27 protein-coding genes are annotated in these 21,854 nt (G+C 57.8%); 18 read left to right on the top strand and 9 right to left on the bottom strand.

The features are described 5' to 3' along the window. Positions 1–204, top strand: a 204-nt coding sequence (locus HNR03_RS30060) for a hypothetical protein (protein WP_259157811.1), incomplete at its 5' end; no start/stop codon positions are given. Here the strand turns inward: HNR03_RS30060 and HNR03_RS30055 are convergent. Beyond that, on the bottom strand, positions 182–1,402 hold the full coding sequence (locus tag HNR03_RS30055) for a CaiB/BaiF CoA-transferase family protein (RefSeq protein WP_259157808.1): 1,221 nt from the start codon (positions 1,400–1,402) through the stop codon (positions 182–184). The genes HNR03_RS30060 and HNR03_RS30055 overlap by 23 nt on opposite strands. 13 nt (positions 1,403–1,415) lie before the next feature. Continuing rightward, positions 1,416–2,597, bottom strand: coding sequence for an acyl-CoA dehydrogenase (locus HNR03_RS30050; protein WP_259157807.1), 1,182 nt, complete (start codon positions 2,595–2,597; stop codon positions 1,416–1,418). Positions 2,598–2,755: 158 nt separating this feature from the next. Here HNR03_RS30050 and HNR03_RS30045 point away from each other — a divergent pair, with 158 nt between their 5' ends. The 11 genes from HNR03_RS30045 (at position 2,756) to HNR03_RS29995 (ending at position 12,854) form a co-directional block, all read left to right on the top strand. Continuing rightward, positions 2,756–3,655: a LysR family transcriptional regulator gene (locus HNR03_RS30045; RefSeq protein ID WP_259157805.1), complete on the top strand. Its 900-nt coding sequence runs from the start codon at positions 2,756–2,758 to the stop codon at positions 3,653–3,655. A gap of 435 nt (positions 3,656–4,090) precedes the next feature. After that, positions 4,091–5,212 carry a Re/Si-specific NAD(P)(+) transhydrogenase subunit alpha gene (locus tag HNR03_RS30040; protein WP_090177270.1) on the top strand — a complete coding sequence of 374 codons (1,122 nt, stop codon included), beginning with the start codon at positions 4,091–4,093 and terminating at the stop codon, positions 5,210–5,212. Positions 5,213–5,227: 15 nt separating this feature from the next. Continuing rightward, positions 5,228–5,551, top strand: a complete 324-nt coding sequence (locus tag HNR03_RS30035) for an NAD(P) transhydrogenase subunit alpha (RefSeq protein ID WP_003187010.1) — start codon at positions 5,228–5,230, stop codon at positions 5,549–5,551. Beyond that, on the top strand, positions 5,551–6,987 hold the full coding sequence (locus HNR03_RS30030) for an NAD(P)(+) transhydrogenase (Re/Si-specific) subunit beta (RefSeq protein WP_222589240.1): 1,437 nt from the start codon (positions 5,551–5,553) through the stop codon (positions 6,985–6,987). Before HNR03_RS30035 ends, HNR03_RS30030 begins: the two co-directional genes overlap by 1 nt. A gap of 180 nt (positions 6,988–7,167) precedes the next feature. Then, the gene (locus HNR03_RS30025) at positions 7,168–8,661 is read left to right on the top strand and encodes an acetyl-CoA hydrolase/transferase family protein (protein WP_222589239.1); all 1,494 of its coding nucleotides are present in this window, start codon (positions 7,168–7,170) and stop codon (positions 8,659–8,661) included. A 318-nt stretch (positions 8,662–8,979) separates the two neighbouring features. Beyond that, positions 8,980–9,195 carry a DUF1127 domain-containing protein gene (locus tag HNR03_RS30020; protein WP_090177277.1) on the top strand — a complete coding sequence of 72 codons (216 nt, stop codon included), beginning with the start codon at positions 8,980–8,982 and terminating at the stop codon, positions 9,193–9,195. 258 nt (positions 9,196–9,453) lie between these two features. Further along, the gene (locus HNR03_RS30015; protein WP_259157766.1) at positions 9,454–9,663 is read left to right on the top strand and encodes a DUF1127 domain-containing protein; all 210 of its coding nucleotides are present in this window, start codon (positions 9,454–9,456) and stop codon (positions 9,661–9,663) included. Positions 9,664–9,807: 144 nt separating this feature from the next. Then, on the top strand, positions 9,808–10,125 hold the full coding sequence (locus HNR03_RS30010; protein WP_222589237.1) for a DUF2388 domain-containing protein: 318 nt from the start codon (positions 9,808–9,810) through the stop codon (positions 10,123–10,125). A gap of 105 nt (positions 10,126–10,230) precedes the next feature. Next, positions 10,231–10,548, top strand: a complete 318-nt coding sequence (locus HNR03_RS30005; RefSeq protein WP_222589236.1) for a DUF2388 domain-containing protein — start codon at positions 10,231–10,233, stop codon at positions 10,546–10,548. 27 nt (positions 10,549–10,575) lie between these two features. Beyond that, positions 10,576–10,896, top strand: a complete 321-nt coding sequence (locus tag HNR03_RS30000; RefSeq protein ID WP_222589235.1) for a DUF2388 domain-containing protein — start codon at positions 10,576–10,578, stop codon at positions 10,894–10,896. Positions 10,897–10,928: 32 nt separating this feature from the next. Then, positions 10,929–12,854 carry a DUF4105 domain-containing protein gene (locus HNR03_RS29995; protein ID WP_405046099.1) on the top strand — a complete coding sequence of 642 codons (1,926 nt, stop codon included), beginning with the start codon at positions 10,929–10,931 and terminating at the stop codon, positions 12,852–12,854. Positions 12,855–12,909: 55 nt separating this feature from the next. Here the strand turns inward: HNR03_RS29995 and HNR03_RS29990 are convergent, their stop codons facing one another. The 3 genes from HNR03_RS29990 to trpB form a co-directional block, all read right to left on the bottom strand. After that, positions 12,910–13,377: an RcnB family protein gene (locus HNR03_RS29990; protein WP_259157759.1), complete on the bottom strand. Its 468-nt coding sequence runs from the start codon at positions 13,375–13,377 to the stop codon at positions 12,910–12,912. A 121-nt stretch (positions 13,378–13,498) separates the two neighbouring features. Beyond that, a complete protein-coding gene (trpA, locus tag HNR03_RS29985) occupies positions 13,499–14,311 on the bottom strand; it encodes a tryptophan synthase subunit alpha (RefSeq protein ID WP_090177296.1) in 813 nt (270 codons plus the stop codon). Beyond that, complete coding sequence (gene trpB, locus HNR03_RS29980) at positions 14,311–15,546, bottom strand: tryptophan synthase subunit beta (RefSeq protein ID WP_259157756.1); 1,236 nt, start codon at positions 15,544–15,546, stop codon at positions 14,311–14,313. The genes trpA and trpB overlap by 1 nt, the downstream gene beginning before the upstream one ends. A gap of 112 nt (positions 15,547–15,658) precedes the next feature. Here trpB and HNR03_RS29975 point away from each other — a divergent pair, with 112 nt between their 5' ends. Further along, positions 15,659–16,552 (top strand): LysR family transcriptional regulator, encoded by an 894-nt coding sequence (locus HNR03_RS29975; protein WP_259157753.1) that lies wholly within the window; start codon positions 15,659–15,661, stop codon positions 16,550–16,552. On the opposite strand, the gene HNR03_RS29970 is transcribed toward HNR03_RS29975, so the two are convergent. After that, positions 16,549–16,875, bottom strand: coding sequence for a YqjD family protein (locus tag HNR03_RS29970; RefSeq protein ID WP_090177306.1), 327 nt, complete (start codon positions 16,873–16,875; stop codon positions 16,549–16,551). The two genes, HNR03_RS29975 and HNR03_RS29970, sit on opposite strands and share 4 nt — an antisense overlap. 157 nt (positions 16,876–17,032) lie before the next feature. On the opposite strand from HNR03_RS29970, the gene HNR03_RS29965 reads away from it, so the two are divergent. Further along, on the top strand, positions 17,033–17,248 hold the full coding sequence (locus tag HNR03_RS29965; RefSeq protein WP_222589230.1) for a dodecin: 216 nt from the start codon (positions 17,033–17,035) through the stop codon (positions 17,246–17,248). 121 nt (positions 17,249–17,369) lie between these two features. Next, positions 17,370–17,591, top strand: a complete 222-nt coding sequence (locus HNR03_RS29960) for a DUF1161 domain-containing protein (RefSeq protein WP_222589229.1) — start codon at positions 17,370–17,372, stop codon at positions 17,589–17,591. 64 nt (positions 17,592–17,655) lie between these two features. Here the strand turns inward: HNR03_RS29960 and HNR03_RS29955 are convergent, their stop codons facing one another. Further along, positions 17,656–18,657, bottom strand: coding sequence for an LLM class flavin-dependent oxidoreductase (locus tag HNR03_RS29955; RefSeq protein WP_259157747.1), 1,002 nt, complete (start codon positions 18,655–18,657; stop codon positions 17,656–17,658). Positions 18,658–18,900: 243 nt separating this feature from the next. Here HNR03_RS29955 and HNR03_RS29950 point away from each other — a divergent pair, with 243 nt between their 5' ends. Beyond that, a complete protein-coding gene (locus tag HNR03_RS29950; protein ID WP_222589227.1) occupies positions 18,901–19,332 on the top strand; it encodes an OsmC family protein in 432 nt (143 codons plus the stop codon). 221 nt (positions 19,333–19,553) lie between these two features. After that, entirely contained in the window at positions 19,554–19,787 is a 234-nt protein-coding gene (locus HNR03_RS29945; protein ID WP_222589226.1) for a DUF1161 domain-containing protein, read from the top strand. Between the two features lie 6 nt (positions 19,788–19,793). On the opposite strand, the gene HNR03_RS29940 is transcribed toward HNR03_RS29945, so the two are convergent. Beyond that, entirely contained in the window at positions 19,794–20,216 is a 423-nt protein-coding gene (locus HNR03_RS29940) for a hypothetical protein (protein ID WP_222589225.1), read from the bottom strand. A 40-nt stretch (positions 20,217–20,256) separates the two neighbouring features. Beyond that, positions 20,257–20,679 carry a hypothetical protein gene (locus tag HNR03_RS29935; protein WP_259157744.1) on the bottom strand — a complete coding sequence of 141 codons (423 nt, stop codon included), beginning with the start codon at positions 20,677–20,679 and terminating at the stop codon, positions 20,257–20,259. 61 nt (positions 20,680–20,740) lie between these two features. On the opposite strand from HNR03_RS29935, the gene HNR03_RS29930 reads away from it, so the two are divergent. Continuing rightward, positions 20,741–21,817 carry an aminopeptidase gene (locus tag HNR03_RS29930; protein ID WP_259157742.1) on the top strand — a complete coding sequence of 359 codons (1,077 nt, stop codon included), beginning with the start codon at positions 20,741–20,743 and terminating at the stop codon, positions 21,815–21,817. Positions 21,818–21,854: the final 37 nt, after the last annotated feature.

Raw genomic sequence — 21,854 nt, 5'->3', positions numbered from 1 at the left:
TTGTTTACCAAGGAGTTTTCCGTTTCGACTGCGCCGGAAGTGGGGCGAATTATAGACTTCTGGAATCTGCCGTCAACACCTATTTATGCTTTTCTATCAATAACTTGTAGAAGGCATGAAAACAGGCCGATTTCCCTCTATATAGAAGAGCAAAACCACGCCTTCTATATAGAAGGCGTCTTTAGAGCACTCCCGCTGCCTTGAAAGCCGCGACCGCATCAGCATCCAGACCCAGCACCCGCTGCAAAACCTCCAGCGTGTGCTCACCCAATAAAGGAGGCGCATTACGATATTCGACGGGCGTCTGCGACAATCGAATCGGGCTCGCGACCTGCGGCACCATACCAGCCAGCACGTGCGGCAATTCAATTGCCAGCCCGCGCGCCTTGACCTGAGGATCGGCAAACATCTGAGCCAGGTCATTGATAGGGCCACACGGCACACCAGCCTGCTCCAATTGCAGCACCCACTCAGCGGTGGTCTTGAAGACCGTCGCCTGGCGGATAAGCGGGATCAACACCGCACGATTCGCCACCCGCAGCTTATTAGTCGCAAAGCGCGGATCATCTGCCCACTGCGGCTGACCAGCTACCTCGGCAAATTTTCGGAACTGCCCGTCATTGCCCACAGTGAGGATGAAGTCGCCATCCGCCGTGGGAAAGTCCTGATAAGGCACGATATTCGGATGCGCGTTACCCAGGCGCTTGGGAGCATTGCCTGTCGTCAGGTAGTTCATCGCCTGGTTAGCCAGACAAGCCACCTGAACATCCAGCAACGCCATATCAATATGCTGTCCGCCACCAACATGCTCTCGATGAGCCAGCGCGGCAAGAATAGCCACGGTGGAATAGAGCCCGGTCAATATGTCCGTCAGCGCCACACCGACTTTCACCGGCCCTGCGCCCTCCTCCCCTTCCGGTCGACCCGTCAAGCTCATCAGCCCGCCCAAGCCCTGGATCATGAAGTCATAACCCGCACGCTTGGCATAAGGGCCGGTCTGTCCAAACCCGGTGATCGAGCAATAGATCAGGTTCGGATTGATGGACTTGAGCGTCTCATAGTCCAACCCATAAGCCGCTAGACCACCGACCTTGAAGTTCTCGATCAGGATGTCGGACTTGGCCGCCAACTCACGCACCAGCTTTTGACCCTCTGGCCGCGTGAAGTCGATAGTCACCGATTGCTTGTTGCGATTGGCCGACAAGTAGTAGGCGGCCTCGCTGGTGTTCTCGCCATAGGCGTCTTTCAGGAAGGGAGGGCCCCAGGCGCGCGTGTCGTCGCCATTGCCCGGGCGCTCGACCTTGATCACTTCGGCGCCAAGGTCTGCAAGGATCTGCCCGGCCCAAGGCCCGGCGAGCACCCGCGATAAATCCAGTACCCGTAGATGCGAAAGCGCGCCCATGGCCGTTCTCCTATTAATAGAACGCCTGGATGCCGGTCTGCGCGCGACCGAGGATCAACGCATGGACGTCATGCGTACCTTCATAGGTGTTCACCACTTCCAGGTTCACCAGATGGCGAGCGACACCGAACTCATCGGAGATACCGTTGCCACCCAGCATGTCGCGCGCCATGCGCGCGATATCCAGCGACTTGCCGCAGGAGTTGCGCTTCATCATCGAGGTGATCTCGACCGCCGCAGTGCCTTCATCCTTCATACGACCCAGGCGCAGGCAACCTTGCAGCGCGAGGGTGATTTCGGTCTGCATGTCGGCCAGTTTTTTCTGGATCAACTGCGTGGCAGCCAACGGGCGACCGAACTGTTGACGATCCAGGGTGTACTGGCGAGCAGTGTGCCAGCAGAACTCGGCAGCGCCCAATGCGCCCCAGGAAATGCCATAGCGTGCCGAGTTGAGGCAGGTGAACGGGCCTTTCAGTCCACGCACGTCCGGGAAAACGTTCTCTTCAGGGACAAACACGTTGTCCATCACGATCTCGCCGGTGATCGATGCACGCAAACCCACCTTGCCGTGGATTGCTGGTGCGCTCAGGCCTTTCCAGCCCTTCTCCAGAACGAAACCACGGATGTCGCCTGCATCGTCCTTGCCCCAGACCACGAACACATCAGCGATCGGGCTGTTGGTGATCCACATCTTGCTGCCCGTCAGGCTGTAGCCGCCTTCCACTTTGCGTGCACGAGTAATCATCGCGCCCGGGTCGGAACCGTGGTTCGGCTCTGTCAGACCAAAGCAGCCAATCCATTCACCGGTAGCCAGTTTCGGCAGGTACTTTTGCTTCTGGGCTTCAGTACCGAATTCGTTGATCGGCACCATGACCAGCGAGGACTGCACACTCATCATCGAGCGATAGCCGGAGTCGACACGCTCGACTTCACGGGCAATCAGGCCGTAGCTGACATAGTTCAGGCCGCTGCCACCGTATTGCTCTGGAATGGTTGCACCCAACAGACCCACTTCGCCCATCTCGCGGAAGATCGCAGGATCGGTCTTCTCATGGCGGAAAGCTTCCAGAACGCGCGGCGCCAGCTTCTGCTGAGCGAACTGCTCGGCGGTGTCGCGAATCATGCGCTCTTCTTCGGTGAGCTGTTGATCCAGCAGCAGGGGATCGATCCAGTTGAAGCTAGCTTTACCGCCCATGAGTGAGTCCTCTCGAATCGGGTCAAATTGCGTGGGACTGATCCTAGGCCGGGTTCGGCGTGACAGCAAACGAGGATTTTGCATACTGTTGTGCTAATTTCTCACTCCGTAGCATCGTGAAGCGGCTTTTATACGATGCATTAGTGAGGTAGAAGTACATGCGCCGGAAAATCCCTAGCACAACTGCGCTGATCAGCTTTGAAGCGGCTGCACGCCACGAGAGCTTCACCAAGGCGGCACAGGAGCTTTCGCTCACCCAGGGCGCCATTTGCCGACAGATCGCCAGCCTGGAGGAGTTCCTCAGCGTTGAACTCTTCCGACGCTCGCGGCGCGGAGTCAAACTGACCGAGGCAGGACTTTCCTACAGCCGCCGGGTCGCTACCCAGCTCGATGCTGTCGAGCGCGACACCCTTTCAGTGATGGGGCAACAAGGCGCCAACGTGATCGAGTTGGCCGTCGTGCCGACCTTTGGCACTCAATGGCTGCTGCCACGACTGAAGGACTTCCAGCACAAACACCCGGAAGTGACCGTCAACCTCACCAACCGCACACGCCCCTTCCTCTTTGCCGACACCGACTTCGATGCCGCTATTTACTTCGGTGATGCGGACTGGTCGGGTACCGAATCCCACAGGCTGATGGGTGAAAATCCGATGCCAGTGTGCAGTCCAACGTTACTGGGCAATAAGAGCTCCCTGTCAGCCGATGAAATCGCCGACATGCCCCTGTTGCAGCAAACCACTCGACCCTATGCCTGGCGCCAGTGGTTCAACTCGCAAAACCTTAATGTGCCGCGAGACATGACAGGGCCGCGCTACGAGCTATTCTCCATGCTTGCCCAGGCGGCGATGCACGATATGGGGATCGCCTTGATTCCGCCCTTTCTGATTCAACGCGAATTGGCCGAGAAGCGCTTGGTGATTGCCAACCCCCAGGCACTGTCGAGCATCAAGGCCTATTACCTGATGATTCCTGAGCGAAAGGTCGAATCGGCGTCTCTACGCGCTTTTCGTGACTGGTTGGTGAACCAGGCGCAGAGCTACAGCCTAGAGGGATAAAGGGTCAACGCTACTTGTTGACCTCGTAGTCAGCAAAGTAAAAGCCCTACAGATATAAGTATTTGTCGCATATTCGCAGACTGTACCGAAAAGCAGTACAAACGTCCCACAAGCGCCTGCCTACGTGGCTTTGAGCCTCTACTGATGGGCAATAACACCTCATTCACGGTGCGGATGCGTAAATTCTTTAATTTTCGCCAAAATCCTTGTAAGGCACGGCCTGTATGGGATTGAGGCGGTAGGTTGCGACATTCGGTCACGGGGTGACTTGTAGTTAATTTTCCGTCACCCGTCATAATCCCTTGAAGGGCACAAAGTTCGCCTGCAAAATGCCGCGCCCCGCCCTGATTTGGCGGGGTCGTGCTGATCGGCCGCCCCAGCCGCACCATCCGTAGTGCCTGGGTTTACTCAATAAGATCACGCAGGAGATTTGACGTGCACATTGGTGTTCCTCTCGAAACCCAGACGGGTGAAACGCGGGTTGCTGCAACCCCGGAAACCATCAAGAAGCTGATCGGCCAGGGTCATAAGGTCACTGTACAAAGCGGCGCAGGCATTAAAGCCAGTGTTGTTGACAGTGCCTATGAAGCGGCAGGCGCAACCATTGGCAGCGCCAACGACGCGTTTGGTGCCGAGCTGATTCTCAAGGTAGTCGCTCCCAGTGACAGCGAGCTGACGCTGATTAAGAGCGGCACCGTTGTGGTGGGCATGCTCAACCCGTTCAGCAATGAAACCATTGCCAAGCTGGCCGAGTGCGGCATTACCGCGTTCGCGCTGGAAGCTGCGCCACGCACCTCCCGCGCCCAAAGCCTGGATGTGCTGTCCTCCCAAGCGAACATCGCCGGTTATAAAGCCGTGCTGCTGGCCGCTCACTACTACCCTCGCTTCATGCCGATGCTGATGACTGCTGCGGGCACCGTGAAAGCGGCGCGCGTGCTGATTCTCGGTGCAGGTGTAGCCGGTTTGCAGGCGATCGCCACGGCGAAACGCCTGGGTGCAGTGATCGAAGCTTCCGACGTGCGCCCTGCGGTGAAAGAGCAGATCGAATCTCTGGGCGCCAAGTTCGTCGACGTCCCTTATGAAACTGATGAAGAGCGCGAATGCGCCGTCGGTGTCGGCGGTTACGCGCGACCAATGCCTGCCAGCTGGATGCAGCGCCAGGCCCTGGCTGTGCACGAACGCGCCAAACAGGCCGACATCGTCATCACCACCGCCCTGATCCCGGGCCGCAAGGCTCCGACACTGTTGAGCGCCGAAACCGTGGCACAGATGAAGCCTGGCTCGGTGGTCATTGACCTCGCGGCAGCCCAGGGCGGCAACTGCCCGCTGACCGTGGCTGACCAGGTCGTCGTCGAGAATGGCGTGACCATTTGCGGCCCGACCAACCTGGCCGGGGAAGTCGCCGCAGATGCTTCGGCCCTGTACGCCCGCAACTTGCTGGACTTCCTGAAGCTGGTCTTCAACAAGGAAGGTCAGTTTGAAGTGAACCTCGAAGACGACATCGTCGCTGCGTGCCTGATGTGCCGCGACGGCCAAGTCATCCGCAAAAACGCCTAAGCAGGGATTCAGACGATGGAAGAGCTTATCTCCCCCGGTATCTACAACCTGATCATCTTCGTGCTGGCGATTTATGTCGGTTATCACGTGGTCTGGAACGTAACGCCTGCGCTGCACACGCCCCTGATGGCAGTCACCAACGCCATCTCGGCGATTGTCATTGTCGGTGCCATGCTGGCCGCCGCACTGACCGTGACGCCACTGGGCAAGACCATGGGCACCCTGGCAGTCGCTCTGGCTGCAGTGAACGTGTTTGGTGGCTTCCTGGTCACCCGCAGGATGCTTGAGATGTTCAAGAAAAAAGCCCCGAAAGCCGTAAAAGAAGAGGCGCCCAAGTAATGAGCATGAACCTTGTCACGACGCTCTACTTGATCGCGTCGATCTGCTTCATCCAGGCCCTCAAAGGCCTGTCGCACCCAACAACGTCACGGCGCGGCAACGTATACGGCATGCTCGGCATGGCACTGGCGATCCTCACCACGGTGGGCCTCATCTATAAGCTGGGGGCAGAGTTGGCTACTGCCGGCATTGGTTATGTCATCGTCGGTCTGCTCGTCGGCGGCACTGCCGGTTCGATCATGGCCAAGCGCGTTGAGATGACCAAGATGCCGGAACTGGTCGCCTTCATGCACAGCATGATTGGTATGGCCGCGGTGTTCATTGCCATCGCCGCTGTGGTCGAGCCGCAATCTCTGGGCATCGTCAAACACCTGGGCGATTCGATTCCGGCGGGCAACCGTCTGGAGCTGTTCCTCGGTGCGGCCATCGGTGCAATTACCTTCTCCGGTTCGGTCATTGCGTTCGGCAAATTGTCGGGCAAGTACAAGTTCCGTCTGTTCCAGGGCGCACCGGTACAGTTTGGTGGTCAGCACAAGTTGAACCTGCTGCTGGGCCTGGCGACACTGGGCCTCGGCGTGACCTTCATGCTGAGTGGCAACCTCAGCGCCTTCGCGCTGATGCTGGCCCTGGCCTTCGTGCTGGGCGTGCTGATCATTATCCCGATCGGCGGCGCAGACATGCCGGTCGTGGTGTCGATGCTCAACAGTTACTCCGGCTGGGCGGCGGCAGGTATTGGCTTCTCGCTGAACAACTCGATGCTGATCATCGCCGGTTCGCTGGTGGGTTCGTCCGGTGCGATCCTCTCGTACATCATGTGCAAAGCGATGAACCGTTCGTTCTTCAACGTATTGCTCGGTGGTTTCGGTAACACGGCGGACGCGGCCGGCCCGGCGGGCTCGAAAGAAGCCCGTCCGGTGAAGTCCGGTTCGGCTGACGATGCGACCTTCCTGCTGACCAACGCCGACACCGTGATCATCGTTCCCGGCTACGGCCTGGCGGTGGCACGGGCGCAACACGCGCTGAAAGAACTGACCGAGAAACTGACCCATCGCGGCGTGACCGTGAAGTATGCGATCCACCCGGTTGCCGGTCGCATGCCTGGCCACATGAACGTGTTGCTGGCGGAGGCAGAAGTGCCTTACGACCAGGTGTTCGAGATGGAAGACATCAACTCCGAGTTCGGTCAGGCAGACGTGGTACTGGTGCTCGGCGCCAACGACGTGGTCAACCCGGCCGCGAAGAATGACCCGAAATCGCCGATCGCCGGCATGCCGATTCTCGAGGCATTCAAGGCCAAGACCATCATCGTCAACAAGCGCTCGATGGCCAGCGGCTATGCCGGTCTGGACAACGAACTGTTCTACCTCGACAAAACCATGATGGTATTCGGCGACGCGAAGAAGGTCATCGAGGACATGGTTAAAGCAGTCGAGTAAAAAATGCTCCAACGCAATGCCCAAAACCCCGGCCTTTAGTAGGCTGGGGTTTTTTTATTCCTCATGAAACCCGACCAAAGGCTCTAAATCAGTGGTCTGCATTCGACCATGGTAGCGGGAGGAATTTTTCTGAAATCACTAGACTGCAGACCTTGCTTCCGTTACCCGAGATAACAATCCATGTACCGTGATCGTATTCGTTTGCCTTCGTTGTTGGATAAGGTGATGAGCGCCGCTGACGCTGCCGCTCTGATTGAGGACGGCATGACCGTCGGCATGAGTGGTTTCACGCGCGCCGGCGAAGCCAAGGCCGTACCTCACGCATTGGCCGAACGCGCCAAAATCACTCCACTGAAAATCACGTTGATGACCGGCGCCAGCCTGGGCAACGACCTCGATAAACAGCTCACCGAAGCCGGCGTACTGTCGCGACGCATGCCGTTCCAGGTCGACAGCACACTGCGCAAGGCTATTAATGCCGGCGAAGTGATGTTCATTGACCAGCATCTCTCGGAAACCGTGGAATCGCTGCGCAACCAGCAACTCAAACTGCCGGACATTGCGGTGATTGAAGCCGTGGCGATCACTGAGCAAGGCCATATCGTGCCGACCACGTCCGTGGGCAACTCGGCCAGCTTCGCGATTTTCGCCAAACACGTGATCGTTGAGATCAACCTGGCGCACAACCCGAATCTGGAAGGTCTGCACGACATCTATATCCCGACCTACCGCCCGACGCGCACGCCGATCCCGCTGGTGAAGGTCGACGATCGTATTGGCAGCACCGCGATCCCGATCCCGCCGGAAAAGATCGTCGCGATTGTGATCACCAATCAGTCCGACTCTCCATCCACCGTCCTGCCGCCGGACGTCGACACCCAAGCCATTGCCGACCATTTGATCGGCTTCTTCAAGCAGGAAGTCGCCGCAGGGCGCATGACCAACAAGCTCGGCCCATTGCAGGCCGGCATCGGTACCATTGCCAACTCGGTAATGTGCGGCCTGATCGATTCGCCGTTCGAAGACCTGACCATGTACTCCGAAGTGCTGCAGGATTCGACCTTTGACCTGATCGATGCGGGCAAACTGAGTTTTGCTTCGGGCAGTTCGATAACCTTGTCGAGCCGGCGTAATGCCGATGTGTTCGGCAATCTCGAACGCTATAAGGACAAGCTGGTTCTGCGGCCGCAGGAAATTTCAAACCACCCGGAAGTGGTGCGCCGACTGGGCATTATCGGCATCAACACGGCGCTGGAGTTCGACCTGTATGGCAACGTCAACTCTACCCACGTCTGCGGCACGCGGATGATGAATGGCATCGGCGGTTCCGGGGACTTCGCGCGCAACGCGCATCTGGCGATCTTCGTTACCAAGTCCATCGCCAAGGGTGGCGCGATCTCCAGCGTGGTGCCTATGGTCAGCCACGTCGATCACACCGAGCATGACGTCGACATCCTTGTGACCGAGATAGGCCTGGCGGACTTGCGAGGTCTGGCACCACGCGAGCGCGCCAGGGTCATCATCGACAACTGTGTGCACCCGGATTATCGCCAGGCACTGGATGACTACTTTACGGCTGCTTGCGCAGTGGGTGGGCATACACCGCATATCCTGCGCGATGCCCTGAGTTGGCACATCAACCTGGAAGAAACCGGGCGAATGCTGGTGGTCTGATCCAGGAAAATACAGCTGACACAAACACAGTTGTGTCAGCTGCCCTTCGCTTCCTTCGATTCCGTTTAAAACTGTACTTCTGTACCGGTCATTTCTTACCGTATCGCCCTACCAAATCGTGTAAGACGGGCATTTTTGCTCCTTATTGGTGCAGACAAGTACAGTTGCCTCAATTTCGACCAGTACACCGTCTATTAACAGTTAACTGGTCCCTCACAATACAGGTGAACTGTATCTACAGGGACTGGCCAAACGAGAGGATCATTGGCATCAGTTAAACCACTACCTAATCCCGCCATAAGCGGAAGGATGTCAACCATGGAACGTACACTCAGTTCCGAACTGTTCTTCGAAGACACTGCTGCAAAATCCCAGGCTTCCATGCCTCTGCGCGTTATTGCCAACCTGATGTTGTGGCAGCGCCGCATCTCCAGCCGCCATCAACTGGCTCGTCTGGATTCGCGTCTGCTGGCTGATGCCGGGATTAGCGAAGCACAACGCTACGAAGAGCTGAGCAAGCCGTTCTGGCGCTAACTTAGCGTCGCTGGCCCTGACCCACCGGGTCCACTGCCAGCATCCAAATTGAAAAAACAGAGCCCGTCGTGGGAAACCACGACGGGCTTTGTCGTTTTCGGCATCAGGCGGCGGCTATACAGAAGAGATAACGGAGAATAGGTACAGTTTAATAATTTCATCTATTGAACCGGTACAATTTGACATCGGTGTATCTGTTGCTCCAGTACCAGCGGCATCAACATGTACGTCCTGACTCAACAACTAAAGGACGGCGTCATGGATGACTTACTGAAAGTTTGCGCCCCTCCCCTTCAAGCCAAGCTGCGATTCGGAACGCTTAAACGAATGCTGACGGCATTCGCTGATAGCCTTGAGCGAGCTCGAACCCGGCGCTTGTTGGGCCAAATGAATGAACATCAACTCTCGGACTTGGGCATTAGCCACGCCGATCGCCTGAATGAATTGGACAAACCGTTCTGGCGTTGACGCCCTGCACTGAAAGACAGGACTATTCGAAGCGATAAAAGCAGGCTTAATATCCAACCCGAACGTGGCGAGCGCTGCATGACAAGCGTCTGATCCAACAGCGGCTTCATCACCTCACTTTCGGTTATCCAAAGGAGTTACACCATGTCCCGTCTTCGTCTGCTCAGCGCCGCAGCCCTGCTTGTCGTGGCTGCAAATTCCCACGCCACCAGCTTTATCGTGACCACGGATGCAGTGGTTGGCGCGCTGAAGTCCAGCTCCGATGCAACCTCGGATGTCACTTCTTCCTTTCGCGATAACAAGATTGTTCGCGCCGCCCGTGACGACGCCGCCAGCTATGTGGCCAGCGAAGGCGCCATTCGTGGTGTGAAACTGGAAAGCGCATTTGACTACATTCGCCGCCAGGTTCCTCAACTGAACGCAACCGATGCCCAACTGGCCCAGGCTATTCTGGCAATCTAAATCCCACGCTCCATGAGATACGCCGGTCGTGTCCCAATGTTTCGACGCTGGCTCTACGCCGGGCGTTGAGCTAGCCTTGGGACTCGCTTTCGGCAATCGAGTCTCATGCGTTTTATTCCAAAGCTTGTTTACTTTTCGATCATTCTCCCGGCCTTTTGGTCGGGCTCAACGCTTGCGTACGACGCCTTCAATCTTTCCACGCAAGGCATTGTCGCCACGGGTTACGCCACCAGCATGGTGACCACTGCCCCCTTCGACCGTAAGCTGCTACTGGCTGCGCACGATGACGCCGCAGCATTCATTGCCAGCGACGGCCAGCTACGCGGAGCGCGGCTGGAGTCGGCGCTGATTTACCTGCGCCAAACCCAACCAAAACTTCATGCAAGCGACCTTGAACTGGCGCAGGCAATTCTCGTCCAATAGTTATCCTTGTTCTTGCGGAGCTGTTCCATGCGTACCCCCCTGATCGCCGCCACTCTTGGCCTGCTGCTGTTGGCCGACATAGCTCATGCGCAAACCCTGGTTGCCACCAGCAACATCCTCATCAATGCCACCCGGCGCACGCTCGATTTCACGTCTGACACCACGACGTCCATCCGCGACTCCAAGATCGTCCGTGAAGCCCACGACGATGCAGCCAGCTTCGTTGCCAGCAACGGCGACATACGCGGCGCTCACCTGGAAGCGGCCTTCAATACCTTGCGCATCCGCGTACCCGAAGCCCGCGACGCCAGTGATCAGGTTCTCGCAGAAGCCATCCTCGCACTGTGAAGTTTCCCGTAGCCTGGCTGCTGGCCGGGGTAATGCTACTGCTTTGCAACACAGCTCAGGCGAGCCTGCAATTACGGCTCAAGACTGAAGGCCTGAGCCCTGAACAACAGCAGGCCAGTCAAACGTTGCTTGATGACGCCATGCAAGCCTTGCCGCCACGCTTCATTGAGCAACTGGACCGGCGCATTGATGTCGGCTGGACCGATGACATGCCGAGCAATGCTTTCGGCCAGGCGTCGCTGGTCTCTGAACTCGACCTGAACCGCAACCTGCTCGCCAGCCTCACCGACGGCAGTGCCGCGACAAAGAAGACCTATCGCCCCCACGGCACTGTTCGCCGCGAAATGCTCGCGACGGTACTGCATGAACTCACCCACATTTACGATCGCTCACGCCTGTGGCCCGACGCGGAGCGCAAGCTGATCCAGCGTTGCACCCGACGTAATGACAGCTCAGGCCTGATTGGCCTGCCCGATGAATGTCGAGGCCAGTCCGCACGGCGTTTTACCTTGAGCGATGATCCTCGCCTGCTGGATCTGGCCGGATGGCAGCAATACGTCGGTCGCCGTGGCGAGCGCGAACAGCACAACCGACAAATTGCCCGCAGCCCGGACATCTACGAGACGAGCAGTCCCAAGGAGTTCGTCGCGGTCAACATGGAGTATTTCCTCCTCGATCCGAGCTATGCCTGCCGTCGTCCCGCGCTGTATCGCTACTACAAAGAACATTTCGGTTGGGCGCCCGCCGCCAAAGACACTTGCTCCAAGTCCTTCGCCTTCCTCAATGCCGGCAACGACTTCGCCAAACAACCGCTGGGACAGGTCGATCCGGAACGGGTGTATGCCGTCGACTATCTGCTAGCCGAAGCCAACCAGAACTGGGTCAGCCGCTGGGGCCACAGCATGTTGCGCCTGGTGATCTGCGCGCCGGGGCGGCCAAGAGGACCGGACTGTCGCCTGGATCTGGACCAGCATCTGGTCTTGTCCTACCGCGCCTTTGTCGGTGACGTGCAGCTTTCCAGTTGGGATGGACTAGTCGGCAAATACCCGTCGCGCCTGTTCGTCTTGCCGCTGTCCCAAGTGATCGATGAGTACACCAAAACCGAACTGCGCAGCCTCGCTTCAGTGCCCCTGAACCTGTCACGCCGCGAGATCGAAGACGTGGTGGAACACGCCGCCGAGATGCACTGGAGTTACGACGGCAACTATTTTTTCCTGTCCAACAACTGCGCGGTGGAAGGCCTGAAGTTACTGCGCAGCGGCACCAACAATGCACAACTGGTCGGGCTCGACAGCATCATGCCCAACGGTTTGCTTGAAGTGCTCAAGGGCCGGGGGCTGGCGGATACCAGTGTGCTGGATGATCCGCGAGAAGCCCTTCGCCTGGGCTATCGCTTCGACTCCTTCCGCGATCGCTACCAGGCGATGTTCGACGTGCTGAAAAAGCATTTGCCGATCAAGCAGGAAAAGGTCGAGGACTGGCTGGCTTTAAAAGCCATCGACCGCCGGCAATGGTTCGAACAGGCTGACTTGCGCACCAGTGCGGCATTGTTGTTGCTGGAGCAGGCAAGCTTCCGCCAGCAATTGGTGTTGGCCCAGGACGAAGTGAAACAGCGCTATCTGGGTGCCAGAGAGTTGAAGAACGGCGGAATGGACAAGGCCAATGCAACCTTGCAGCAGATTCTCGCCAATAGCGGCTTCCTCAGCCGTCCGGCAGAGCTACTGGGTAGCGGCGGATATGGTTTGCCTCAGCCCAGTGAATGGCAGCGACTGGAGTCGGAAAGCAGTCTGCGCCAGAAGCAGCTTCAGTTGCTCACCGGTGATCTGGACAAGGAAGTCCGGGCGCTGCTCGATCCGAGTCGTGCCGCTGAGATGGCCGCCAATGAAGCCAACCTGAAACAGATTGGCGAACATTTGCGCAAGTTGCACAAAGCGGCGGGCGGATTGGAATTGCCATAAAAAAGAAGGCTTCGTGGATGATCCACGAAGCCTTCTTTGTTACCTGCAGGTTAAATCAAAGCACGCCTTCCAGAATCTCGTAGACGATCCCGGTGCCCACGGCGATCAACACGATGTCGCCGCCCGCACGGCGCCATTCGTAACCAGGGTAATAGGGCAGTCGACCCAAGGCGCGGTTATCCAGGCGTTCGCCGTAATAGCCATGAGGCAACGGTCGACCACGAACCAGGTGAATACCTGGAGGTGGCGGCGCGCCCCTTACGAAATAGCCATGATTGTCGTGAATGGTCTGGCGCACCGGGCCGAAGTCTCGCGGTGGAGGGCCGCCGCGACGGTTGTCCTGCGGACCCCGGTGATCATTACCATGGTCATCGCCACGATTATCTCCACGGTTATCGTAATGGCCCTGCTGCTGGTCGCCGCGGTCGTGATCGTCACGCTGATCGGCGCTCGCATGCAACAGCGGGGTGGCACTGAGCATCAGCACACCCAGGCTGGCAATCAGACGTTTCGGCATTTTCATCAGGTCTTTCCTCACTGCGCATACAGCAAAAAGGGCTTCAGAACGGTGTCCTGAAGCCCTCGGTCTTGCTATTTAGTGTGTGCCGCGAGGCGCTAATTCCTCTGTATCAGGAACTTTACCTTCAGCTGACGCGGGCCTTACGCACGCCATCGGCCAATGCCGCGCAAAGACTCAACACTCCGTCCACGGCCTGTTCCGGCGTTGAGGCATTGGCGATGTGATCGATCAGCGCCGAACCCACCACAACACCATCCGCCAAGCGTGCGATGGCCGCCGCTTGCTCTGGAGTCCGAATGCCAAAACCGATGCTGATCGGCAGATCGGTGTGACGACGCAGGCGCGCCACCGCTTCTTCCACGTGCTCCAGCGTCGCCGCGCCCGCACCGGTCACACCGGCGACGGACACGTAGTAGACAAAGCCCGAGCTGCCATTGAGAACAGTCGGCAGGCGCACATCATCGGTCGTCGGTGTCGTCAGACGGATGAAGTCCAGGCCCGCGGCCTGAGCCGGATCGCACAACTCGGCGTTATGCTCTGGCGGCAAGTCGACCACGATCAGGCCATCAACGCCGGCCGCTTTCGCGTCGGCAATGAAACGCGGCACGCCGTACATGTGAATCGGGTTGAAGTAACCCATCAGCACCAGCGGCGTGTCACTGTTGCCTTCACGGAACTCGCGAACCATTTGCAGGGTTTTCGCCAGGTTCTGCTTGGCGCCCAGCGCACGAATGTTCGCCAACTGGATCGCCGGGCCATCGGCCATCGGATCGGTGAAGGGCATGCCCAGCTCGATCACGTCGGCACCCGCACCGGGCAAGCCTTTGAGGATCGCCAGGGACGTGTCATAGCTCGGGTCGCCAGCGGTGACGAAGGTCACCAGGGCGGCACGATTTTGTTCCTTGAGTTCGGCAAAACGTGTTTGCAGGCGGCTCATCAGTGTTTCTCCTGCTGGGAGTGCTCTTGTTGAGAGTGTTCCATATGGTGCATCACGGTTTGCATGTCTTTGTCGCCACGACCGGACAGGTTGACCACCATCAGGTGATCCTTAGGCAAGGTCGGTGCGCGCTTGAACACTTCGGCCAAGGCGTGGGCGCTTTCCAGTGCAGGAATGATCCCTTCCAGGCGGCAGCATTTATGGAACGCATCGAGGGCTTCGTGATCGGTGACCGAGGTGTACTGGACGCGGCCAATGTCATGCAACCAGGCGTGCTCAGGGCCGATGCCTGGATAGTCGAGGCCGGCAGAAATCGAATGGGCATCGATGATCTGGCCATCGTCGTCCTGCAGCAGGAAAGTACGGTTGCCGTGCAACACGCCTGGCACGCCGCCGTTCAGGCTGGCGGCATGCTTGCCGGTTTCGATACCGTACCCAGCGGCTTCGACACCAATGATCTCGACGCTTTTGTCGTCGAGGAATGGGTGAAACAGGCCCATGGCGTTGGAACCGCCACCGATGCACGCCACCAGGCTGTCCGGCAGGCGGCCTTCCTGGGCTTGCAGTTGATCACGGGTTTCTTTGCCGATCACGGCCTGGAAGTCACGGACCATGGCGGGATAAGGGTGCGGACCGGCGACGGTGCCGATCAGGTAGAACGTGCTGTCGACGTTGGTTACCCAGTCACGCAGGGCTTCGTTCATTGCATCCTTGAGCGTGCCGGTGCCGGCCACGACCGGAATCACTTCGGCGCCGAGCAGTTTCATGCGGAACACGTTGGCCTGCTGCCGTTCGATGTCAGTGGTGCCCATGTAGATCACGCACTCCAGGCCGAATCGTGCGGCCACGGTGGCAGTCGCCACACCGTGCATGCCGGCGCCGGTCTCGGCAATGATGCGTTTCTTGCCCATGCGCCGCGCCAGCAGGATCTGGCCGATGCAGTTATTGATCTTGTGCGCGCCGGTGTGATTGAGCTCTTCACGCTTCAGATAAATCTTCGCACCGCCGCAGAATTCGGTCAGACGCTCAGCGAAATACAGTGGGCTTGGACGTCCGACGTAATCACGCTGGAAGTAGGCCAATTCTTCTTTGAATGCCGGATCTTCCTTCGCCAACTCGTATTCACGGGCCAGGTCGAGAACCAACGGCATCAGGGTTTCGGCAACGTAGCGGCCGCCGAACGAGCCAAACAGGCCGTTGGCATCGGGGCCGGTACGCAAATTAGTCTGGGTCATGGGTCGCTCCAGTTGGATTCGTGAGATGACAATGACGATCACTCTACCCCTGACGCCCAGGCCTGAAAACCGATAAGATCGCCACAACCTGTCAGGAAAACTCACAGATCCCATGAGCCACGACCTCCCCCCGCTGAACGCCCTTCGTGCTTTCGAAGCGACTGCCCGCTTGAACAGCGTCAGTCAGGCCGCCGAACAGCTGCACGTCACTCATGGTGCCGTCAGCCGGCAACTCAAGGTGCTTGAAGAACACTTGGGCGTCAGCCTGTTCATCAAGGATGGACGCGGCCTGAAACTCACAGATGCCGGTGTGCGGTTGCGTGATGCCAGCAGCGAAGCCTTCGAGCGTTTACGCACGGTATGCGCCGAGCTGACCCAAAGCACCGCCGATGCGCCATTCGTCCTGGGTTGCTCGGGCAGCTTGTTGGCGCGCTGGTTTATTCCGCGCCTGGGACGACTGAATGCGGACCTGCCGGACCTGCGTCTGCACCTGTCGGCAGGGGAAGGCGATCTGGATCCGCGTCGGCCGGGGCTCGATGCTTTGTTGGTGTTTGCAGAGCCGCCATGGCCGGCAGACATGCAAGTCTATGAACTGGCCAGCGAACGGATCGGCCCTGTCATGAGCCCGCGTTTTGCGGGTTATGAAAGGCTGCAAGGTGCACCGGCCAGCGCGCTGCTGACCGAGCCGTTGCTGCACACCACGTCGCGCCCGCAGGCCTGGCCGAGCTGGGCACAGCAAAACGGCCTCGACGCCAAGGCGTTGAAGTACGGTCAGGGTTTTGAGCATTTATATTATTTGCTGGAAGCAGCAGTCGCGGGACTGGGCGTGGCGATTGCGCCTGAGCCGCTGGTGGCCGAGGACTTGAAGGCCGGTCGCCTGGTTGCGCCATGGGGTTTCAGTGAAACCCCGGCGCAACTGGCGTTGTGGCTACCCAAGCGCGCCGCGGACGGGCGCGCTCGGCAGCTGGCGCAATGGCTCAAGAATGAGCTGCGCCAACCCGATTAGTCACCGCGCTTGCACAGCAAGTACGCCGCGAGCAAACCGAGGGCACCGACAGCGACGCCAGCGGTAGTCCAAGGGTGTTCCTGGGCGTAGTCCCGAGTGGCAATCCCGGTTTCGCGGGTTTTGACTTTGACTTCCTCATACGCATCGCTCAATAGATGACGCGAATGCTTCAGCGCGTTCTCGGCGTTGCTTTTAAGCGCTTTGAGGGTTTTACGCGACTCGTCCGAGGCATCGTCTTTCAGGCTTTCCAACGATTTGAGCAGACTCTCGATCTCGGCTTCCATGCTTTGCAATGAGGCTTTACGTAAAGAGGTGTTGGCCATGGTGGCTCTCCTTCATTGATATGAGTTGCGTGTGTTGGTTGGGACTTCAAGGGTTCGAGAAAGTGCAGTAAATCTGAACTTATGCGTGACATCAGCCGACAGAAGTAAGACGAAAAATCACTGCTAGGCTGTATTTCACACCCTGAGGAGAACACCCATGACTGATCACCACACGTACAAAAAAGTCGAACTGGTTGGCTCATCCACGTCCAGTATCGAAGACGCGATCAACAATGCACTGGCCGAAGCCAGTAAAAGCATCAAATACCTGGAATGGTTCGAAGTCACCGAAACCCGCGGCCATATCAAGGACGGCAAAGCGGCACATTTCCAGGTGACTCTCAAAGTCGGCTTCCGGATTGCCAGCAGCTGACTTTGAGCTAGTCTTCTGAACTTGCGCGCTGGCCGAGCGCCATAGGGAAATGGCAAGCGCTAGATGAGTGCCTCTGGCCCGTGGCTGGATGCTCCCTTTGACCCGACCAGGAATGCGATCGATGAAGAATCTTATTTTGGCGATAGGTTTGTTGAGCCTTGCGGGGACAGCCTTCGCCGATGGTAAATCGTGTGAAGAGCTGAAAGCTGAAATCGCGGCGAAACTGGATGCCAAGGGCGTTTCCGGTTACTCACTGGAAATCGTCGATAAAGGCGCCGAAGCCGGCGGGAAAAAAGTAGGCACCTGTGAAAAGGGCGCCAAGGTCATCGTTTACAAGAAATAAGCAGGTCCTGCACCAATGAAAAAGCCGACGCAATGCGTCGGCTTTTTTGCGGGGCTTGTGAGCCTCAGCCCTTCATGACCTGCGCCAGCAACTCATAGGAATGCACGCGATCAGCGTGTTCGTACAGATCACAGGTGAAGATGAGCTCGTCAGCCTGGGTCTGCTCGACCAATACTTCCAGTTTGGCGCGGATTTTCTGTGGGCTACCCACCATCGCAAGGCCTAGGAAATCGCCGACGGCTTCTTTCTCATGGGGCAACCACAGGCCATCCATGGTCTTCACCGGCGGACGTTGCACCAGGCTCTGGCCGCGCATCAACGCGAGAATACGTTGGTAGACCGATGTTGCCAGGTAATCCGCTTGCTCGTCGGTGTCGGCTGCGACCAGCGGCACACCCAACATCACATAGGGTTTATCCAGCACGGCTGAAGGCTTGAAGTGATTGCGGTAGACGCGAATCGCTTCATGCATGAAGCGCGGTGCGAAATGGGAGGCGAACGCGTAGGGCAAACCGCGCTCACCGGCCAGTTGTGCGCTGAACAGGCTGGAGCCGAGCAGCCAGATCGGGACATTGGTCCCGGTGCCCGGCATGGCGATGATCCGCTGGTCCGGCGTACGTGGCCCGAGGTATCGCATCAGTTCGGCGACGTCCTCGGGGAACTCGTCAGCACTGCCAGAGCGTTCACGACGCAGCGCCCGCGCGGTCATTTGATCGGAACCGGGCGCACGGCCCAGGCCCAGATCGATCCGTCCCGGGTAGAGGCTCTCGAGGGTGCCGAATTGCTCGGCAATCACCAATGGCGCGTGGTTGGGCAGCATCACACCGCCGGAACCGACCCGAATGGTCGAGGTGCCGCCGGCCAGATAACCCAGCAATACCGAGGTAGCCGAACTGGCGATGCCGTCCATGTTGTGGTGTTCGGCAACCCAGAAGCGGTTGTAACCGAATTTCTCGACATGTTGCGCAAGGTCCAGCGAATTACGCAGCGACTGGGCCGCACTGCCATTCTCGCGCACGGGCACCAGATCGAGGGTCGAAAACTTGATATCGGACAGTCGTTTCATAAACCTGCTTCTCCAATTGAGGTCGCAGGTTTTTTCTCTCGAACGAAAACCTGCCAAATCCATAAGCGTGTTCCATGCAATGAGGGCATATACCCGAGTTTCAATAGCCAAGCCAAAAAAACCTACGAAAACGGTAGGAATAATCAGATCAGGTGAACTTTGCGCCACCGTCTATCCTCAGAACCCTAGCAACCGAAAACCACGAAGGTGCGACGTTCCGCACCGGATCTTGAGGAGGCAGACATGGCTATCACGAAGAAAGCATCGGCTCATTGGGAAGGTGACCTGAAAACCGGCATCGGCTCGATCTCCACTGAAACCGGCGTACTCAGAGAAGCGCCTTATGGTTTCAAGGCTCGTTTCGAAGGCGGTAAAGGCACCAATCCTGAGGAGCTTATCGGCGCAGCCCACGCAGGCTGTTTCTCCATGGCGTTTTCGATGATCCTCGGCGATGCTGGCCTCAAGGCTGAGAGCATCGACACCAATGCCGAAGTTACCCTGGATCAGGTCGAGGGCGGTTTTGCGATCACCGCAGTGAAGTTGATCCTCAAGGCGAAAATTCCTGGCGCCACCCAAGCGCAGTTCGAGGAGTTGAGCAATAAAGCCAAAGAAGGCTGCCCGGTGTCCAAAGTGCTGAATGCGAAAATCAGTCTGGATGCAACGCTGGTTAGCTGATAACCAGATACAAGCGTCTACACGAACAGACTCGCTCCCCACATTTGGAATGCATTCAATATGTGGGGAGCGAGCCTGTTCGCGATGCGAGTTTATAAACGACACCCTCCCAACGGCTCAACATGTGAGCGAAGTCAGAACTCGCTTTGCAAAACTGTGGTCGAATAAATGACAGCAGCTGAAACGCAGGTCCCTGCGCGCTGCCTCAATGGAGCCTCACCATGAAACGTTTTGCCTTGGCGATTATGTGTTGTGCACTGGCCACATCGGCTCTGGCGGCAACGAAATCCTGTGAAGAACTCAAAGCCGAGATCGAAGCCAAGATCCAGGCGAAAAACGTCTCGTCCTATACCCTGGAAATCGTCACCAACGATGAAGTGCACGATCAGAACATGGTTGTCGGTACGTGCGACGGCGGCACCAAGAAAATCATCTACCAGAAGAACGACCGCTGATCCGCCTCACATGAGGCAATAAGATTCTCGATCTTCGGCGACGATTTCCCGCTTGGCGTTATACAACCGGGCACCGGGGGTAAACGCTAATGACTGACCTACCAGCACGTACCGTTGGCCGGCTTCGAAATGATCATATTGGATGGTCAGGTAGCACAGCCGCTCCGTAGGGCCGTCCATAAAACTCGGGCCGCCCCCTCCGGGCACTTCGAAGTCGAATCGAACAATCAGCTCATGGCTGCCGGGCGTCACTTGAAAAAAACGCCCGTCAGGCATTCGCTGCTTATCCAGACGTTCGGCCATGAGCAATTTGTCGTTGGGGAACGGTGTAGAAAAGTCCACCCAGGCCATTTGCGGGTTAACCGCTGGCAACGGGCTCTGACAGCCGGCAACGACGCCGGCAGCGAGCAACAACATCAACCTGCGCATGATGAATGTCCCACTGATTGGTCATTCAGCATACCGCCGATCAGCTGCGTTGGCAGCCTGCCGGTATGCCCTGACCAATCACTTTTCGCTGCTGATCATAAAGTTTCGCCCACGGCCGAAAACCGATATTCCCCGCTTGCAACTGATACCGCTCGCCGGCGTTGAAGTCGTTGAATTTCACATTCAGCTGGCAGTCGCGCCACAGCGGTTTGGCGTCAGGACCGATATTGCTGGGCTGAACCGCAAACTGGTAACGCACCGTCAACTCATGGCTTCCCGGCTGAACCTCGAAGTAGCGTTTGTCGGGTGAAGCCTTTCTATCGACTTTCAGCGCTTGCAGTGTGGTGTCTTCCTGCCGCGAATCCAGGTCGATCCATGCTTGAGACGGATCATGGCGAGGGAATCCGAATCCAGCACAGCCGGTCAGCATCAATAAGCCTCCCGTCAGCATCAATTTGCGCATAGCGGAGCTCCAGTCAGGCGGGATAGTCTTGCGGGCAGACTCTCCATGGATGATTTTTATTTTGATCAGGCCGCTTCCAAGCCTTGGGTTACTTGATCGCGTTTTTCGGATTTTGTTTCCGGGTGTACTGCTTTTACTGCTCAGCGGCTGCGCCAGCGTCAGCTATTACAGCCAACTGGCCAGCGGTCAGCTGCAATTGCTGCGAGCCAGGGAGCCGGTTTCCAGCGTCATCGCCGATCCGCAGCGCAGCGAGCAATTACGTGCACATCTGGCGCAATCACAAAAGGCCCGCACCTTTGCCAGCCAACAGCTGCACCTTCCGGATAATCAGAGCTACCGACTGTATGCCGACATCGGCCGACCGTTTGTGGTCTGGAACGTCTTCACCACGCCGGAATTTTCCCTGACACCACAGACCCATTGCTTCCCCATTGCCGGCTGCGTCGCCTACCGCGGTTATTACAGCCAGAGTGCCGCCCGTGGCGAGGCTGCGATGCAACGCCTGAAAGGTATGGATGTGTCGATTGGCGGCGTCGAGGCCTATTCGACGCTTGGCTGGTTCAACGATCCGATTATCAGTTCGATGATGGGTTGGGGTGACGAGCGGTTGGCGACGTTGATCTTTCACGAGCTCGCCCATCAGCGCTTCTATGTGAAGAACGACACTGAGTTCAACGAGTCTTTTGCCACCTTTGTCGAGCAGGAAGGCACTCGCCAATGGCGTGCATTACGCGGCCTGCCTCCGGACGATGGCGTGCAGTCACAACACCGGGATCAGTTCATCCAGTTGGTTCTGGACACTCGCAAACGACTTGAAAAGCTGTACGCCCTGCCGTTACCCGCAGACCAGATGCGCCAACGCAAAGCGGCGGAGTTCGAACGACTGCGCCAGGAATATCGACAGCTGCGCGACAGCCGATGGGCCGGGGACAAACGCTACGACGCGTGGATCAATGCGCCGATGAATAATGCGCGGTTGTTGCCGTTCGGGCTGTATGACCAATGGGTGCCGGCGTTTGCGACGTTGTTTAAGCAGGTTGGTGGGGATTGGGTTAGGTTTTATGCGGCGGTCGAGAAGCTGGGCGCGTTGCCGATGGGTGAACGCAAGGCGGCGTTGAAGGCTTTGGCTGGTTCATAAAATTTCGGCGGCTTATAGGGCCTCATCGCGAGCAGGC

This window comes from Pseudomonas sp. JAI111, assembly GCF_024809425.1.
Classification (GTDB): Bacteria; Pseudomonadota; Gammaproteobacteria; order Pseudomonadales; family Pseudomonadaceae; genus Aquipseudomonas.
Note: the sequence above shows the minus strand (reverse complement) of the source record. Positions and strands in the feature narration are given on the sequence as shown.

Bases quoted from the DNA above. Each gene is read 5' to 3' on its own strand.
- HNR03_RS30055 (WP_259157808.1), bottom strand. From the start codon at position 1,402: ATGGGCGCGCTTTCGCATCTACGGGTACTGGATTTATCGCGGGTGCTC.
- HNR03_RS30050 (WP_259157807.1), bottom strand. From the start codon at position 2,597: ATGGGCGGTAAAGCTAGCTTCAACTGGATCGATCCCCTGCTGCTGGAT.
- HNR03_RS30045 (WP_259157805.1), top strand. From the start codon at position 2,756: ATGCGCCGGAAAATCCCTAGCACAACTGCGCTGATCAGCTTTGAAGCG.
- HNR03_RS30035 (WP_003187010.1), top strand. From the start codon at position 5,228: ATGGAAGAGCTTATCTCCCCCGGTATCTACAACCTGATCATCTTCGTG.
- HNR03_RS30030 (WP_222589240.1), top strand. From the start codon at position 5,551: ATGAGCATGAACCTTGTCACGACGCTCTACTTGATCGCGTCGATCTGC.
- HNR03_RS30025 (WP_222589239.1), top strand. From the start codon at position 7,168: ATGTACCGTGATCGTATTCGTTTGCCTTCGTTGTTGGATAAGGTGATG.
- HNR03_RS30020 (WP_090177277.1), top strand. From the start codon at position 8,980: ATGGAACGTACACTCAGTTCCGAACTGTTCTTCGAAGACACTGCTGCA.
- HNR03_RS30015 (WP_259157766.1), top strand. From the start codon at position 9,454: ATGGATGACTTACTGAAAGTTTGCGCCCCTCCCCTTCAAGCCAAGCTG.
- HNR03_RS30010 (WP_222589237.1), top strand. From the start codon at position 9,808: ATGTCCCGTCTTCGTCTGCTCAGCGCCGCAGCCCTGCTTGTCGTGGCT.
- HNR03_RS30005 (WP_222589236.1), top strand. From the start codon at position 10,231: ATGCGTTTTATTCCAAAGCTTGTTTACTTTTCGATCATTCTCCCGGCC.
- HNR03_RS30000 (WP_222589235.1), top strand. From the start codon at position 10,576: ATGCGTACCCCCCTGATCGCCGCCACTCTTGGCCTGCTGCTGTTGGCC.
- HNR03_RS29995 (WP_405046099.1), top strand. From the start codon at position 10,929: ATGCTACTGCTTTGCAACACAGCTCAGGCGAGCCTGCAATTACGGCTC.
- HNR03_RS29990 (WP_259157759.1), bottom strand. From the start codon at position 13,377: ATGAAAATGCCGAAACGTCTGATTGCCAGCCTGGGTGTGCTGATGCTC.
- trpA (WP_090177296.1), bottom strand. From the start codon at position 14,311: ATGAGCCGCCTGCAAACACGTTTTGCCGAACTCAAGGAACAAAATCGT.
- trpB (WP_259157756.1), bottom strand. From the start codon at position 15,546: ATGACCCAGACTAATTTGCGTACCGGCCCCGATGCCAACGGCCTGTTT.
- HNR03_RS29975 (WP_259157753.1), top strand. From the start codon at position 15,659: ATGAGCCACGACCTCCCCCCGCTGAACGCCCTTCGTGCTTTCGAAGCG.
- HNR03_RS29970 (WP_090177306.1), bottom strand. From the start codon at position 16,875: ATGGCCAACACCTCTTTACGTAAAGCCTCATTGCAAAGCATGGAAGCC.
- HNR03_RS29965 (WP_222589230.1), top strand. From the start codon at position 17,033: ATGACTGATCACCACACGTACAAAAAAGTCGAACTGGTTGGCTCATCC.
- HNR03_RS29960 (WP_222589229.1), top strand. From the start codon at position 17,370: ATGAAGAATCTTATTTTGGCGATAGGTTTGTTGAGCCTTGCGGGGACA.
- HNR03_RS29955 (WP_259157747.1), bottom strand. From the start codon at position 18,657: ATGAAACGACTGTCCGATATCAAGTTTTCGACCCTCGATCTGGTGCCC.
- HNR03_RS29950 (WP_222589227.1), top strand. From the start codon at position 18,901: ATGGCTATCACGAAGAAAGCATCGGCTCATTGGGAAGGTGACCTGAAA.
- HNR03_RS29945 (WP_222589226.1), top strand. From the start codon at position 19,554: ATGAAACGTTTTGCCTTGGCGATTATGTGTTGTGCACTGGCCACATCG.
- HNR03_RS29940 (WP_222589225.1), bottom strand. From the start codon at position 20,216: ATGCGCAGGTTGATGTTGTTGCTCGCTGCCGGCGTCGTTGCCGGCTGT.
- HNR03_RS29935 (WP_259157744.1), bottom strand. From the start codon at position 20,679: ATGCGCAAATTGATGCTGACGGGAGGCTTATTGATGCTGACCGGCTGT.